Source organism: Ferruginibacter sp., from assembly GCF_014377975.1.
Classification (GTDB): Bacteria; Bacteroidota; Bacteroidia; order Chitinophagales; family Chitinophagaceae; genus Ferruginibacter.
Window position 1 is genome coordinate 1 of sequence record NZ_JACMOO010000141.1, and the last position, 16,673, is coordinate 16,673.

Consider the following 16,673-nt stretch of genomic DNA (forward strand, 5'->3'; position numbering starts at 1 on the left):
ATTTTATGGTAAAAAATGGCGAGATTGGCACAAGTTGAAAATACCCTATTTTGTTAAATTCTCAAATCAGTGGTACGTTGCTGGTACACCAAAATATAAAAGATATTGAAAGCCTTTACCAGTATGCATTACGTTGATTGGTTATGTTCCCGTACGTGGTACAGCTTTAAAAGCCTTTCAGTAATGAGGGGCTTTTTTAATTTTAAGATATATTGATTTTATTGTTGAAATAGAAAAAATTGTAAAAAGTTTGAATGTGCATTTGCTGGTGGTGTCTTTTCTACATCAAGGTTTCGCTGGTAGTTTTGTTATCATTGAAAGAGCAGGCAGCGAAAACTCCGCTGGAACCAAAGATCAAATTGTGATTTTGTTGTGGTCTCGTCCGACTGGTATCTTGAACCTATTTCTTAAATTTTGCTCTTGCCTTTATTGTCCTAATAATGTAATTGTAAAATCGTTAATAAAATATTGAGTGGTATAGTTTCCATCAGCTTCATTAGCTAATCTCAATTTGTAACTCCCATTTTCCGTATTGGAAATAATATCTATGTTATACATGTCACCATAGGCATGGCGGATATTAATAATGTCAAAAGAAATATTTGCAGTTTTGAAATCGTCATTATCGAAATATGTTCTCTATAAGCCAACCTTCTTTAATTGGCGAAAAGTTCCAACGAATTTTAATAATGAATCAAGGTCTTCTGTATATATTGGCCAGTACCCCGTTTTTTTATTTTCTTTTGCTACTGTATCTGAAAATACAGGTTCTCTATGCTAACCTGTTTCAAGAAGAGTATACTTTTGTTGTGCCATTGTTGTCATTGATAAAAGTAAGAGCACACTCACAATTAACTTTTGCATAGTTGAATTTTTATGATAATAATAATTGTTGATAATTTAGATTAGGGTTATGGTAGGCAACCTGTTTAATTAATTGCCTTATCGTGAGTAATAAAAGATACTGACCTTCTTCGCTTGTTGGATATTGTCCATAATATTTATTATCTATAAATCCGCCAATACTAAAAGTATTCAACATACTTTTAGTTATCTTCCATTTTTTTAAAAATGTTGTAGCAAATCTTTTAATTTCCTCCAGATTTAGTTCGACTGCTTCTGCATATTCAGTTCTATGAAAAGTAAAAGTTTTAGGTATAACTTTTACTATTACATCACCATTTTCAAATAAAAAATGAATTTTATCTTTCTTGTTAACTACTCCTTTTATACGGAGATAAAATATTCCTTCATCATAAACGAATTGAAACCCAAGTTTTTTCAAATTTTCTACAAAGAAATTTCTCTCATTAAACTCAAAAGTATCTACAAAGAGGTTTAATTTATTGCCAGCTACTTTCGTAATCTGGATTGATTGCTGTTTGGTAAAGTCATCAATTATCAGACTTGCTTCGGTATCATCAATAAAATACATAATTGTAAATATTTCTATTCTCCCATAAATATTAGACTCTTCAAAAGAGTGGCGTACGATAAAGTTAATATACGATATGCAATTCCTTTTTTAGCCCTCATTAAAGTTCAACTCCCCAGCCTAAATAAAACTCCAAACCCGTGAGCCGACGTTGTGTATTTTTGACCAACGGCTGATGTTTAACCAGTAACCATTTTGTAGATACTGCGTAAACATACATCCTATTTTTATCTCCCCGCAGGCAAAGGCAGCAAAGCTGTTGCACATCCTTACTATACTTTCTATTGGCTCAATCATTTTGAAATCTCTATTTAATTAAGCTTTGCTAAAGGATACTTTGGGGCATCTCTAAAACCGCTCCTTTTTAGCATTAGTACTAAAGTTTGCGAAACGATTTTTTGGGGATGAAACATTAATAAGTTCCACACAGACTACAGCTCGTTCAGCGTAAACATTGGCCTTAAAAGAAATGCGGCAGGTTTGTTCTGGAAGGCATTTTGGGTATGTATGAAGCAATTTTAATTGCGTACGTTTGTTTTTATATTCAAGGATATTGACTACCGCTTTGGATTGGGTGTTAACAGATTACTTGTAGTAATCTGCTAACATTGCATCAGCAGCTTATCCCTGCCGGAATCAACATCTTTTTACTTTTATACATACACTGCATAACCTTACCCTGCTCCTTATTTTTGTGGTAATAACCTCTACAGACAATGTACAAAAACTAAAAAAATAAAATAAAACAGCCGGCCAGGTTTGATATGGTTGCAGCGTAAACCTTGTATTTTTTTAGATTGCTTATACTTTTAATTTTAAGGGCAGATAATTATTAGGAGTGGCGTATTGGGCAGTGCATAAAAATAACTACTGCTATTTTTAAAAGTGAGCTTGTAGTTTAGAGAACATTTTTATTAATATTTATCAAGATGGCCGCATCATTTAAACGGTACTATTTTTTATTTTAAAAACGTAGTTATAGTAAAATAAAATTAATCAAGTACTTCATATACCATCATTACGCCACTTATATTTTTCATTGCAACTTCGCCTACTTTTTTACAGTTAAAAGATTCTTTTACACATCCGTACGCTTTTTCACTGATGATTATTTGATTTGGCTCCGCAATGGATTGCAACCGCTGGGCTGTATTTACGGAATTTCCAATTACCGTATAATCTAAACGGCGCAGGCTTGAGGAACCAATATTACCGGATATCATTTCGCCACTATTAATGCCAATGGCAACCTTAGGTACAAAAGGCCTGCCTTCTGGCAAAGCAGGCAATCCGTTAATAGTAGCCCTTACTGCAAGGCATGCATCAATGGCCCTATCTAAATGATAATCGCCGCGAAATACCGCCATAATAGCATCTCCTATAAACTTATCTACATAACCACCTTGTGTAATAATTTCTTTTACCATCACATCAAAATATTCATTTAGCAACGCTACCACTGTGTTTGCCGGTTCGGTTTCACTGATAGCAGTAAAGCTGCAGATATCTATAAATACCACTGTTCCCTCAATAATTTCATTGGCAATTAAAGAAGATTCAAACTCCCGGCTGGCCATAAAATTTAGTACCGTTTCATCTACATACATTTTTAAAATGTTGTTTTCTTTGATGGCATTAATTGTTTCCCGAAGTTGTGTTACATGCCGGATAGTTTTTTCGATCGTTACAGAAAGATCTTCAAAATTTATGGGTTTAGTAATAAAGTCAAAAGCGCCCAGGTTCATTGCGCTGCGAATATTTTCCATATCGCCGTACGCCGAAACGATGACTGATTTTATTAAAGGACTCGTTTCATTCAACCGGCTAAGCAAGGTTAAGCCATCCATTTCCGGCATATTAATATCGCTTAAAACAATATCTACTTCGGGGTGCTGTTCAATTTTTTCCAACGCATCTTTTCCGTTTACCGCAAAAAAGAATTCGTATTTCTGCTCTCTTATTTTTTGGCGGAACTTTTGTTTTATAAGTGTTTCCAAATCTACCTCGTCATCCACCACTAATATTTTTGGCATCAACTATTAATTTTAAGTTTTTCTTTTAATAAGGTAAAGTCAACTGGCTTTGTCAAAAAATCATCTGCCCCCAATTGCTTTGCCTTGTTGTAATTTTCAGCATCGCCGTAAGCAGTTATCATCATCACTACAGGTGCTGGCTGTACATATTTTTGTTTAATGTGCTGCAATAAATCAAGGCCACTCATCCCCGGCATATTAATATCCGACAATATTAATACAGCTTCATGTTCGTGGCGGTTTAAATAAGATAAAGCATCTTCGCCAGAAAATGCAAATGCGCATTCCACCCTTTTATCCTTTATTTCTTTTCTAAAACGCTGTTCAAATAAAGCCTGTACATCGGTTTCATCATCCACTACTAAAATTTTCATTTGCGTAATTTTTAAACAGGTAAAATAATTATAAATTCAGATCCTTCGCCTGCTGTTGTTACTACTTTTATTTCTCCGCCATGCACTTTGGTAACAATATCGTAGCTCATACTTAAGCCTAAGCCGGTGCCTTGCCCGGTAGGTTTAGTAGTAAAAAATGGCTGAAATATTTTATCCAAAATCTTTTGCGGTACACCATTGCCATTGTCTTTAACAGCAATGAATATTTTATTGTCTGTTTTTTGTGTGCGCACAAAAACCAACGGTTCAAAACCATTGCCTATCTGTTTTTTCTTTTCGGTAACTGCATAAAATGCGTTGGTAATAAGGTTAAGTATTACGCGGCCAATATCCTGTGGTACCACATCAATTTTACCGATACTTTCGTCGTAACTGGTTTTCATTGCGGCATTAAAAGTTTTATCCTTTGCCCTTAACCCATGATATGCCAGGCGAAAATACTCATCTGCAATGGCATTAATATCTGTAGGTTCCTTTACACCGCTGCTGCTGCGGCTGTGTTGCAGCATGCCTTTAATGATAGAATCTGCCCGCTTGCCATGATGGTTTATTTTTTTTTCATTTTCTTTTATATCGTTGGCGAGTACCCTTACGTCTGTAAAATTATTTTTATCCAGCTCTTCCTTCAACTCTTCAATCAATTCAATATTTATTTCTGAAAAATTATTTACAAAGTTTAACGGGTTTTGTATTTCATGCGCAATACCTGCGGTAAGTTCACCCAGCGAAGCCATCTTTTCTGATTGTATCAATTGTGCGTGGGTATCTTTTAATTGCAACAACGTATTGTTTAGCGTAGCATTGGTACTGGATAACACCTCATTTTTTTCATTCAGCTCCTTACCGGTTTTAGCTAGATCGTCTACCATTTTATTAAATGCCTGACCAAGTTCTCCAATTTCGTCATGGTGGATATGAATTACTTTTTGATTAAGATCGCCTTCGCCCACACGATTGGCTGCATCACGCAAAGCCAGTACGGGCAACGAAATATTTCTTGCAAGCCATAACCCTATCAGTATGCCGATAAAGAAAACAGTGCTGCTTACAAAGAGGGAAGCAAGCGTTATTTTCTGTTTACTCTTTATAATTTCGTTGGTGTTAAAACCCAATAATATTGCGCCAGACATCACGCTGGTGTTGAACGTTGCCCTTTTTACAATGAGGGTATTGGTAGTAACTATCTCCGGATCGGGGTGCTCGTTTTCAGGAAAAGTTTTAAAAACAGTTTTTTTTATTTGAAAATTATTGTGGTTTGCGTCCCAGGTGGTATCATATTGCAACATGCTAACAAATTGCAGCCGTGGATCGCCTTTTACAAATTCGATGGCAGTTTGTACCCCTTCAAAATTTTGTTCTGTAATAGCAATCTTTACGCCCAGCGCAACTGTATTGGCGAGGTTTTGTACTTCTGTATTGTAATTATCTATCAGCAAATTTCCCTGCTGGCGCGGAAAATAGTAGAGTGTAAAAAAGGAGAACATCAATACAATAGAGCATATTGTCAGCCAGATTTTTGTTTTAAGATTTATGTGCATGAGCATTCTTTTATATGGATGCAGCCTGAATTCATAAGAGGCATACTTACTGGTTTATTTATCAAAAAGTTTTTTGCCCGTTTACCTGAATGCATCGCACCTCACCATCGGTAACCGCCTTATCAACTATGCCGATTGCACCCGGGGTTTGAGCTACAAAACTTTCAAGGTCGCTGGTTGAATTAAAGAAGGTGGGTGCTTGTGCTTTACCTTGAAAAACCAATGCCAGCCAGTATTTATTTAATTGGTCACCCGTCATATCGTATATCCTTGAAGAGGTATTTTTTCCTATTAAAGTATTTGTCTTCATTAACGCAATGATAATTCTATTGCCATTTTTCCAACGTTGTTTCTCTCCCATCAGGATTGATTTTAGCTCAGCCAATTTAATATCTACAGGTACACCTGTAGCATTGCCCACTACAACCAGGGTTGCTTCCTGTGCCTTAGCGGTTACACTTAGCAATAGTATGGCAATGATTAATATTGTTTTTGCCCGGCATAAACAACGCACTTTTCTATAAAGGGGTGACTGTAGTTTTTTCATCTTAAAAGCCTATAGCAAATTGAGCGGTTATTTTATTTGAATTTTTTAAAAATTCAGAATGCTGGTATTGATACTCCAGTTTTACAACGGCCAGGTAATTTATTTCGTACCGTAGCCCTGCAACAAAAGAGGTAGTATTATCTTTATCATAATACACTTCTCCGGTCTGGTAATGCAGCTGGTCGAAGCGCAGGTAGGGTACTAATTTATCCGTTGCCCTTAATCCAACATATAAATAAGAAGCCACGGTAGCTTTTGAGCCGGTGGTATCTGTGTGATTGAAACCTGCAGTACTTTCTGCCAATAATTCTACCTTTTTCCCAAAATGTGCAATAGAGCCGGATAATAATTCCTGGTTCACTTTCCATCCTATTATTTTATGGTGAACTTCTGCGCCTTTAGATATAACATCGTGGTACCAGGAGATGCCAATGCGCAACCTGTCTGCAGGTTTTATGTAAATGGCCGCGGTAATGGATTTACTTTTATCATTATCCGTAATTTCGGCGGAGCCTAAACCATTGCCTACAAAAAAATTATAGCCAAATTTTATATTGCCAAGGTCGTGCCCTTCAACACCAAGGCCAACGGTGTGTAACGGGATGATGTTTGCACCAAATAACAATGGCCTGTCAATGGTAGGAAAAAAAACACGCCCGTGATGGTAACTATCGTTCCAGTAATTTAAAGGCGTATGCACTTTGCCCATTATCAAATTATGATTACCCTTTATATTGTAATTAATAATTACCCTTTCAATACTTACCGAATATTGGGTTGGGGAAGAGGGAGTAAACTTAAAAACGCTTTCGCCTAAAAATGAAATTTTATCACTAAGTACAGAAGTTATAAAAAGATCCTGCTCATCAAACCCAAAAGAAACTTTATTGTTTTGATAAGTAGTAGTAACATCTACAAACCCTTTTATTTGCGTGCTTTGAGCAAAAGAAACAGTTGTAGTTATTAAAAAAAATAGAAAGAATAAAAAATAAAGTATGTTTTTCTTCATCAGCAAAAATTTTGTCTCTTAATAAATTATTTTGGCGTTAAATATCCAACTTTTTATATAAACAAAAAATTATAAAATTAAATTTTTGAAAATGATCAGTGATGCAGTTGCTGCAAGTTAAAACCATTGGTACTGGTGGGTTTAATTAAAAAGTATAATACGTACTTAAGCAACCTGACTTTTATGAATGGAGGCCTGATGAATTAAAAGAAAAAATCCCAAATAAAAATATTTTACCAGGGATTTTAAATTTGATAATCGTTTATACATTTGCAATGCCAGCTGCATTAAATAAGTAACTTATTGTTTTGTAGTTGTATCCCTGGTTTTTTTCTTAAATAAATTATTTATCAATCCTTTAACGGCATCCTGTGGTTTAACAGCTGGTTTATTTGAATCGGCACCGGTATTTTTATTGCCGGATAATTGTTTTAGTAATTCATTTTTAGCGCTGGCAATGGCTTGTTTTTTTATAGATGCAATGGTATCTGTTACAGCACTTGTAATTGCTTGTTTGGTACTGTCAATTTTTGCTTTGGCAAAATCAGATACCTGCTGTTTTAGTTGTTCAGCCAGGTTTTCTGCACCCTGTTTCAAATCTGTTTGTACAGTTGGGCTTTTAAAAAAGCCACCCACTTTTACGTTCAGGTTAATGATGTCGCCAACTTTTATGGGCACCCCTTTACTATTAACCTGACTCACTAAATTGTTTACTAACTGGTTGCCTTTATCTCCCAACATGGCACGGGGAACTTTCATATTGATTACATAATCCAGCGACTGATCAAAACCCTGCAGGCCGCCAATTTCCATTTCTATGCCGTTTACTTTTACAGTAAAAGGCTTTACCAATACCTGGCCGTTGCTAAACTCAATATAAGTCTTTACATCTTTTACAGCAATTTGCTCCAGGGCTTTTATGTTTAAGGTACCCGCAATTTTTTCAAGGGGAGCAAATTTGCTTAAAAAGCCTTCTATCAGCAACAGGTTACCGTTGCCGGTAAGGCTCGTTAAATCTGGCATCATGTTTTCACCCAGCTTACCTTTTAAAGTTAGTTGCGATGTTAACTTACCAGCAATAAATTTGCCAATGGGTACTAATACCTGAATTGTATTAAACGCAGCAAATGTTTTTTGCACATCTACTTTATCTACATTGTACACCAAAACAATCCCGGGTTTTGTTTTACTTACTTTGGTTGAATAAGTTCCGTTCATCATTACCGCACCATCCAGTGCATTGCCTTTTACATTGGCAACGGTAACTGTTTCATCATTAATTTTCAGGCTACCCAATAAGCCGGTTATCTCAACTTTATCGTACTGCAGTTTATCAACGTTTGTAGTAACGAGTATGTTTAAATTGGCAGGTACCGCAAAAGGTGCTGCCGCAGGCCCCTTGGTGGTAGTATCTGCAGAGGTTCCCATCCAGTTATTCAGATTTATATTATCCGCATTCAGGTTCAGGCTTGCATTCAGGGGCTTACCCTGCAACATATAATTCAGCAGGTTGTTTATTTGTCCGCTGCCATTAAAGTTAGAAGAAAGGTACTGACCATTCAATGTTTTAATATCCACCATAGCAGGTGTAAATGAAGTTGCGAGCGCATTGATTTTAACACCGGTTGGATAATCTTTAGCCACATACAAAAAGTTGTTCAAATCAATCGTTCCACCGGCGGTAAACTGGTCAAACTTTTGTTGCTCAATATCTTTTACATTGCCTTTTACAAATACGTCCGCATTTAACAAGCCACTTAATTTAGTGCCCGCTTTCAGCTTTATCAATTGAGCCACTTTACCCAGGTCAAGCTTTCCCTTTGCAGCCGCATCAACAAACATATTGCTGATGGGTTTCTTCACCAGTACACGGATATCAAAGGGTTCCTGGTCCATTTCAAAATGTGCTTTTTCAACATTTACGATGGTGTTGTCAGTCACACCATCGGGATTATCAATTTGTGCTTTAATATTTATTTGCTGCAACGGTTTAGGTAGATCCGGATATTGAAAAAACCCATTCTTTACTTCGATATTTACGTGATAGGCTGGTATGTTTGTTTGGTTGTATAAACCTTTTACAAATCCATCAAAAATTGCAGTACCACTGGCTTTTATCTTACTAAAATCATTGGTATAAATTGCAGGTACCAGGGATAAAATATTTTTAAAATCTGTGGAGGGTGATTTAAACTTTATATCCATGTCGTAGCCCTTTTCAGCCAGATTTTTTATAACCCCTTCTCCATTAATTTTAAGATCATTGACAGAAATTTTATCGGTTTTAAAACTGTAGACATTATTTTTATTATCTACCTGTATATCCGCATCTGCAACCGCTTTTACATTTGATAAGTATGCAATACCGCCGTAAGTAACTGTTACGGCATCTGCATTGGTAGAAGTTTTTAAAGTAAACTGACCGGAGGTAAAATCACCACTTCCGTCATGGTTGAGGTTAAAAATTTCTGTACCGAGGGCAGCCGTTTCATCTTTGAAACTGATGTACGCATTGTGTACGGCATATTGCTGCAAGGCCATTTTAAAAGACTTTCCGCTTGTAGTTGCAGCCACCACCGTATCAGGCTTCATAATATCCCAGTTTTTAAAACCGTCTTTGTTCACAATGACATGTATCCGGGGCGACTCAACAAACAAAGAATAGATAGTCATATCTGTTCCCTGTATCACACTCATTATGTTGAGCGCAGCATCCAATCTTTTTGCAGCTATTAGTGTATCTGCTGCAAATAACCCAGTTCCAATAACCTGTAGTTCATCCAAACCAACAGCAACTTTTGGAAAGTGGCGAAATAAAGAAATGTTCACATCCTTAAAATCGACCTTTGCATTTATTTTTTTATTGATCTCTTTTTTTACAAGATTTACAATTTGGTTTTTGAATAAGTAAGGTGCAGCAAAAGCAAGTGCAATCAACACCAGCAGACTGATCAATACAATTTTTATAACTTTCTTAAACATCCTTTTTGGTTTGTATAGGTCTGAATAAAATATGAAATCCTGTTATATGCCGGTGATATCTCCATGTTTTGTAAAGGATAAACTTACTCCAATGTCCGGATAGAACAGGAAGGTACAAATATAGAGCCAATGCCTGTTTTGAAAGCTATGAATTGGATTGCCCATAGGGTAGTGACAAAAATAATAATTAATGAAAGAAGCGTTTTCGCCTTTACTATTTTGAGCTAAAGCCCACGCCAGTCTTTTTTATTCCGCCCTTACCTGGAGAACGGAGAAACTTATCCGGGCAATAATTTTTACATCATAAAAAATCACAAAAAAAATGCAGCAAAATTGCTGCATGTATATTTTATCTTATCAGCTTAACTGCACTTCTGAATGTAACTCCGGAATATTTACATCTGCAAAACCTTTGCGGATAAGCCTTTGCCTGAAATCAAGTTGCACATCGTACTCCCCATGAACCAAAAATAATTTTTTGACCTGAGCCGTATCCTGGCAGGCTAAAAACTGGCAGAGATCTTCGTAGTCGCCATGAGCGCTCATGCTGCGCATTTCGCCTATCTCTGCGTTTACTTCGTGCGGTTGTCCAAAAATACTTACCTCTTTAGAATGCTTCATCAGCCTGCCTCCCAGCGAACCAGGCTCGCAATAACCAGTTAACAAAATTGTATTGCGGCTATTTTCAATATTGTTGCTGATATGATGTTTTATTCTTCCTGCATCCGCCATACCACTGGCAGAAATAATTACACAGGGGCCTTTATAATAATTCAGGTTCTTTGATTCTTCTACCGACTCTATAAATTTTAATCCTTTAAAACCAAACGGGTCATCATCATTTTCTATCACTTTTCTTATACGGTCGTTAAAATATTGCGGATAATTTTTTATGATGCTGGTGGCTTTCATACTAAGCGGACTATCTACAAAATAATCTAGCGGTGGTAACCGGTTTTCAAGTTCCAGTTGATTGAGTGCATACAAAATTTCCTGAGTCCGGCCCACGCTAAATGCGGGCATAATCAGCTTACCTTTTTTTGAAACGCAGGTATGGTTGATCCATTCCAGCAACGCATCTGGTGTGGGGTTATGCTCATCATGCAAACTGTTGCCATAGGTGCTTTCAATTAAAATATAATCTGCCTGAGGAAATTTTTCCGGCGATTTTAAAATCACATCCCGATAGCGGCCCACATCGCCGCTAAAAGCTATCCGGGTTAATTTACCCTCTTCCGTAATTTTTAAATGAATGGCGGCGCTGCCAATAATATGGCCTACGTCCGTAAAACAAAATTCAATACCTTCCTCAATGATAAACCAGGTATCATAATCCACTGTTTTAAAAAAATCCACTGCATGCAATGCATCTGTAGTTGAGTACAATGGTTGCAGGTACGGCAAGCCTTCCGAAGCCCTGCGTTTATTTATAAATTTTAGGTCGCTTTCCTGTATGCCTGCAGAATCTTCCATGAGCACTGCCGCCAGATCTTTAGTGGCCGGTGTTGCAAAAATTTTTCCATTAAAGCCTTCTTTAACTAATTTTGGAATCAGCCCGCTATGGTCAATATGCGCATGCGATAAAATTAGATAATCAACTTCAGAAGCTGTAAAACCAAAGCTGGCATTGAGTATATCTGTATCATTGCCCATGCCCTGGAACATACCACAATCCAGTAATATTTTTCTACCATTTTTTAAAGTAAGTAAATGTTTGGAGCCTGTAACAGTTCTGGCGGCACCATGAAAAGCTATTTTCATATTAAAATTTTAATATTTGAAGTTAGTAAAAAGCAATTGACTAAATAAAAAATGATTCCAGGTAAAATAACTGTTGAGCCTTACCGGCACGATAAAAAAAATTTTTATACAATAACTAATAATCATTTGCGCAACAACTTTGCTACAGGATTGTTTAAACACCGATGCTTCAAACAACAACATACAGCACATCTCCATCAATGCAATAAAAACCTGGGAACGCTTTGCAGAATCAGTTTTATCAGGGGTCTCAGCTGTTTTAAAATTGCCCTCTTACCAAACTCAGTGAGTACAGGCAAGTAGCTTCTTCGTTATTTTTAGCAACGTTGTAACTGCGGAAGTACATCCTGCAATGGCTGAGCTTATCAACTGCCCAAGGAAGCCCCTCTGTAAAGGGTTACCAAAATTGAGGCTACCTTATTGCGCCATCCATTATAATTACCCTCCTTTAACAACGGGCGCATCAAACAAGTGCAAAATATATAGCAAACGAAATTGAGTTTGAAATAACAGATACTGATATTGAATAAAGAAAATTGTATTCCTTCGTTTATTGCTGGCCGCAGATAGGGTATTCACTGGAGTTGGTAAAAATTATTTTCATCAAATACTAAGAAAGCTTTTTATTATTGGAAAAGTTCGATGAAAATGGCTGTTTAACCTTTCCATACTCAAAGAAAATAATAAGGCAATTTATGCTGATTGATTTTGTTGTAAAAGGTTTCTCCGCCTGTATATATACCATTACCGAATTCTAGTTACACACCTTGATGGGTAAGATAAGAAATACTCTATTTAAAATAAAATTTAGTAGAAAACCAAAACATTAAAACACATTTCAGCGGAGTACTGGCTTATTACACCTGGTTAAAAAAATTAAATACCTCCGTATTTTTAGACGGCAATATTAAATAATCGTTAATTTTAAATTTATTGAGCAATTTTACAGAATTATTTGCTCGCCACCTCCTTTAAAAATAATATTGTTTATCTGAAACCAGTAGAATGTTTTTTATGCGTACACTTAACAAAAATCAAAATAAAATGCCTGCTGCCACTTCGGCACAAGATCCTTCCCCGCAGCCACTTCGTGATTATTTATCAGAAGTAAAATCGTTGAGTAACTATATTATTTCCGTGCCCATTGTATTATTGGCAAGCTATTTATTTTTCAATATTGCCCAGGGCGATACTATTATTGCCTGGGGGAGAGAAGACAGTTTTTTTGAATGGCTTACATCATTATTTTATTTTATCGGCGCTATTTTGCTGGTGCTTACTTTTAAAAAAAATAAAAACATTTTTTTATTACTGCTGGCGATGGTACTTTTTTTTGGTGCCGGTGAAGAAATAGACTGGGGGCAACGGATTTTTGGTTTTGGTATACCCAAAGGAATTAATAAAATAAATGTACAGCATGAATTTAATATTCATAATCTTGAAATTTTTGATGGTAAAACAATGAAAGGCGATGCAAAGCAGGGCATTGCAAGACTTCTTGAAATGGATATGTTGTTTAAAATATTTACCATTTTTTTTGGGTTTGTATTGCCATTTTGTGTGTATCATTTTAAATTCATTTCATCCCTTACTCAAAGATTTAAAATACCGGTTCCACCAATTTCAGTTGGCATATTTTTCCTTGTATCCTGGATATGTTTGAAGTTGTCCTTATCAGCACTTCCTATGGAAAAAGATGTCAGGCATTACTGGCGAGTTTATATGGCAGGACCTGAAATTGCTGAATTTGTAGCATCATATATCATGGCCATTGTGTGTTTGTATTTTTTCAACAACCGCGATAAAAATATTTTGGGGAAGGATTTTAAACAATTACGGTCTTTATAAGTTGGCTGAAATTTACCAGATGAAGTTTTAAAAGGCGATTTAATTTTTAAGATAGCATTATTGCAAATATTTATTTCAGTTGCAATAACTAAATTACGCTAATGACTTCTTTGCCTTAAAAGACCAGGTGATAAAAAATTCTGCTACCAGTTCTCCGTCCTCATTTTTGCCGGTGGATTTTATTTTAATTGTTCTGCCTTCACCAGATGCAAGGGCATCTTCAATTGTTTGATTGATATCCAACCCCTGCCCGCAGGTGAAAGTAGTAATACCAGTAGCTTTTTTAAAATAGGCGGCCTCCAAACCAATTACCAACATAGATATTGTGGGATTACTTTTGTAAGTATGCATCATAGCAAGCACGCCGGTACTTAATTCCGCAGCCATTGCAAGGCAGGCAAAATAGGTAGACTTAAACGGATTTTGCGAAAACCATTTATAGGGCACTGTCACCACGGCTTTATCTTCCTCAATTTGCGTTACCCTTACACCCGAAAAATATGCTGCCGGTAATTTTGTAAGCAAAAACAGGGGGAACTTAACCCGGTGCCTAACAAGCTGAAGGAACTGATCTTTACTGGAATTCATACTTTATTTATTAAAAGGCAAACATTTTTTTCACAAAAAGATTGCAATGAAAACACAGTACACAAAAATTATCCCAGCTTTACATAGCATGCAAAACTGAAACAACCACCTGGAATTAATTATTGCACATAGGTTTTTCCAGACACTGCTTTGGGAGTCCATTGCTGTAAAAAATTCAATACTTTTTTCTGGTCGTAGCTTCTTTTGCCATCTTCTAAGTACTCGCTGTTTTGGGTATGAATGCGCTGGCCTTTACTATCTAAAATAATAAATACCGGAAAGCCAAAACGTTGTGGATAGCCATACTTTGCCAATACCGGAAGGTTTGTATTTTCTTTGCTGTAGTTTAATTCGTACCAAACAAAACTGCTTTTAATGACAGAATCTATTTGAGGATTAGCCTTGCTGATTCTGGCAAATTCAAGACACCAGCTACACCAGTTGCCCCCTGCCTGTAACACTACAAATTTATTTTCTGCGGCGGCTTTTTTAATTGCGGCTTCAATATCTGCATTGGCATTTGCAGCAGGATTGTATAACTTTTTTTCCTGTGCAAAAATGCTGAGAGCGGCCAGAAACAGAACCGGTAGTAAAGATATTTTTTGCTTCATAGGCTTAAAGATAATCCATAATTGTTTGACGGAAACACCACTAAAATAAAACACCACCAATACAATTTATCCCCTGGTTTGGGCAATTGTTTCTTTTACACCCTGCTGGTAAGTAGTGGGTGTAAAATTAAAACTTTCATTAAATTTGTAAGAGTCGAATACATAATCCCTGTCGTACTGGTACATCATCTCTGGCATTTCTTTCATCAATGGCATAAACAATCCCAGTAGTTTTAATAACCACATAGGCAATATAAAAATCTTGTCGGGTACATTCATTTCTTTTGTAAACAGGCTGATCATTTCTTCTCCGGTGAGCGTATTTTTATCGGTGGGTAAATGCCATACCTGCCCGTAAGCATCGGGTGTATTGCCCAGTATGGCCGTGGCTTTGGCTGCATCCGGCGTGTAGGTAAAGGAATGTTTTTTATCTGCCGTCATAAACCAATTGGGTCTTTTGCCTTTTATAATATTTTTATACACTACTTCTATCAAAAAGCTTTTGTCGTTATTGGGGCCATAAAAATCTGCCGAGCGTGCAATCAGCGCCGTTAGTTTGCCCGACTTTACTGCTGCTAAAAGCATGTCTGCAATTTGCCTGCGTACCATTCCTTTTTTGCTGGGAGGATTAACAGGCGAATCTTCTGTCATGTGCGCAATGGCGCTGCTGTCATAGCAATAAACATTATCGAAAAATACCAGTTTTGCATTGTGTTGAATGCAGGCGTCTATGACAGACTGCATAAGCTTTGGCCATTTTTCCTGCCATATTTTAAAACTATACTCAAAGCCTACCAAAAGATACACCACTTCAGAACCTGCGATTGCTTTTTCAACCATCGCAGGATCGGAAAGATCTGCAGGAAATAGTTCATCCGTTGCATTTACTTTTTTTGGATTGCGGCTTACCAGGCGAATGCTGTTTGTATATTTCGTTAATTCTTTTGCAAGAACAGATCCGATTGTTCCATTGCCGCCAAGGATTGTTTGCATAAATTATATTTTAGTTTAACCTGACACCCGGCCTTTCTAAAAAATCAGGGCAGGATTACTCAAAAGCCCGCCTCGCCAAGCCGTTAAGACGGGGAGAGCGTGAGCCTGACTCTACCTGTTTGTAAAGATATTTTTTGCTGATGCTTTGCCCAAATATTAATTATTAATTTTTAATTATTAATTTCCTGAAAGGCTCCATCCAAATGTATAGTTGTTACTAACCGTTGCACATCAAAACTATAAGGCATTAAAATAGTAAACTGTCCCAACATAAGTAACTGCCCCGCAAAGTCAGCCTCCGTTAATTGCCCGCCATTACTGCCTAACGCTATTACGTTGCTCCTGGAATACAAATGAAAGTTTTTCATTTTATACTATCACCCTCTTGCCAGCATGGTCCCTGGCCAACTCTCTTAGCGTGGCAGTAGATGTTGCCGGGAAGCCGGGACCAGAAAAAATACTATTGTTACCAACAGATATCCCTGATTGAACTTCATTGGCGACGCTCCGTTTAACAGTTGTTTTTCAATTTGGCTTTTAATGAATGGTTGTCAAAATAAAATAATTACAAAAGCAATTACCAGAACTTTGGTAACACTGCAGGAAGTGCGTTGAAAGTATCCTGAAAGCTGAAAAAGGAATTGACATGAGGTACATAAAACATCTGCCTCGCCACAATTTTTAAGGATTACAATAATGATTACGCAGGTAATTAAAAAGAAATCAAAAACGATAAATAACGAAGCTCGTGGACTATTACAGCAGGCAACGAGTAAACTTTTTTCAGGACGAGTCAGTACAAACCCCAACTTTATAAGCAGCAGACGAAATTATGCCGGATATTAGTTCTTATCATCAACTTTTAATTATAAATTTAGCTTCGGTTCCGGGCAGTTGGTCAATTCCCAACCATCGCAAAGCCCTGTTCGTTAG

The 16,673-nt window shown here is 36.7% G+C and carries 13 protein-coding genes; 1 reads left to right on the forward strand and 12 read right to left on the reverse strand.

All coding sequences use genetic code 11. The features are described 5' to 3' along the window. Positions 1-874 precede the first annotated feature (874 nt). From H7254_RS08415 to H7254_RS08450, 8 genes are all read right to left on the reverse strand, one after another. Positions 875-1,435 carry a hypothetical protein gene (locus tag H7254_RS08415; protein ID WP_301932547.1) on the reverse strand — a complete coding sequence of 187 codons (561 nt, stop codon included), beginning with the start codon at positions 1,433-1,435 and terminating at the stop codon, positions 875-877. Between the two features lie 992 nt (positions 1,436-2,427). Further along, on the reverse strand, positions 2,428-3,468 hold the full coding sequence (locus tag H7254_RS08420) for an adenylate/guanylate cyclase domain-containing protein (protein ID WP_301932548.1): 1,041 nt from the start codon (positions 3,466-3,468) through the stop codon (positions 2,428-2,430). Beyond that, a complete protein-coding gene (locus tag H7254_RS08425; protein ID WP_301923017.1) occupies positions 3,468-3,842 on the reverse strand; it encodes a response regulator in 375 nt (124 codons plus the stop codon). The genes H7254_RS08420 and H7254_RS08425 overlap by 1 nt, the downstream gene beginning before the upstream one ends. 11 nt (positions 3,843-3,853) lie before the next feature. After that, on the reverse strand, positions 3,854-5,401 hold the full coding sequence (locus tag H7254_RS08430; RefSeq protein WP_301932549.1) for a sensor histidine kinase: 1,548 nt from the start codon (positions 5,399-5,401) through the stop codon (positions 3,854-3,856). Positions 5,402-5,462: 61 nt separating this feature from the next. Further along, positions 5,463-5,948, reverse strand: a complete 486-nt coding sequence (locus tag H7254_RS08435; protein WP_301932550.1) for a hypothetical protein — start codon at positions 5,946-5,948, stop codon at positions 5,463-5,465. Position 5,949: 1 nt separating this feature from the next. Further along, entirely contained in the window at positions 5,950-6,957 is a 1,008-nt protein-coding gene (locus H7254_RS08440; RefSeq protein ID WP_301932551.1) for a hypothetical protein, read from the reverse strand. Between the two features lie 300 nt (positions 6,958-7,257). Then, positions 7,258-9,939 (reverse strand): AsmA-like C-terminal region-containing protein, encoded by a 2,682-nt coding sequence (locus tag H7254_RS08445; protein ID WP_301932552.1) that lies wholly within the window; start codon positions 9,937-9,939, stop codon positions 7,258-7,260. A gap of 357 nt (positions 9,940-10,296) precedes the next feature. Further along, complete coding sequence (locus H7254_RS08450; protein WP_301932553.1) at positions 10,297-11,700, reverse strand: MBL fold metallo-hydrolase; 1,404 nt, start codon at positions 11,698-11,700, stop codon at positions 10,297-10,299. 1,014 nt (positions 11,701-12,714) lie between these two features. On the opposite strand from H7254_RS08450, the gene H7254_RS08455 reads away from it, so the two are divergent. Then, positions 12,715-13,548: a hypothetical protein gene (locus H7254_RS08455; protein ID WP_301932554.1), complete on the forward strand. Its 834-nt coding sequence runs from the start codon at positions 12,715-12,717 to the stop codon at positions 13,546-13,548. 93 nt (positions 13,549-13,641) lie between these two features. Here the strand turns inward: H7254_RS08455 and H7254_RS08460 are convergent, their stop codons facing one another. From H7254_RS08460 to H7254_RS08475, 4 genes are all read right to left on the reverse strand, one after another. Then, complete coding sequence (locus tag H7254_RS08460; RefSeq protein ID WP_301932555.1) at positions 13,642-14,136, reverse strand: DUF4442 domain-containing protein; 495 nt, start codon at positions 14,134-14,136, stop codon at positions 13,642-13,644. Between the two features lie 119 nt (positions 14,137-14,255). Continuing rightward, positions 14,256-14,747, reverse strand: coding sequence for a thioredoxin family protein (locus H7254_RS08465; RefSeq protein WP_301932556.1), 492 nt, complete (start codon positions 14,745-14,747; stop codon positions 14,256-14,258). 66 nt (positions 14,748-14,813) lie between these two features. Further along, entirely contained in the window at positions 14,814-15,740 is a 927-nt protein-coding gene (locus H7254_RS08470; protein WP_301932557.1) for an NAD-dependent epimerase/dehydratase family protein, read from the reverse strand. Positions 15,741-15,910: 170 nt separating this feature from the next. After that, positions 15,911-16,108 (reverse strand): hypothetical protein, encoded by a 198-nt coding sequence (locus tag H7254_RS08475; RefSeq protein ID WP_301932558.1) that lies wholly within the window; start codon positions 16,106-16,108, stop codon positions 15,911-15,913. Positions 16,109-16,673: the final 565 nt, after the last annotated feature.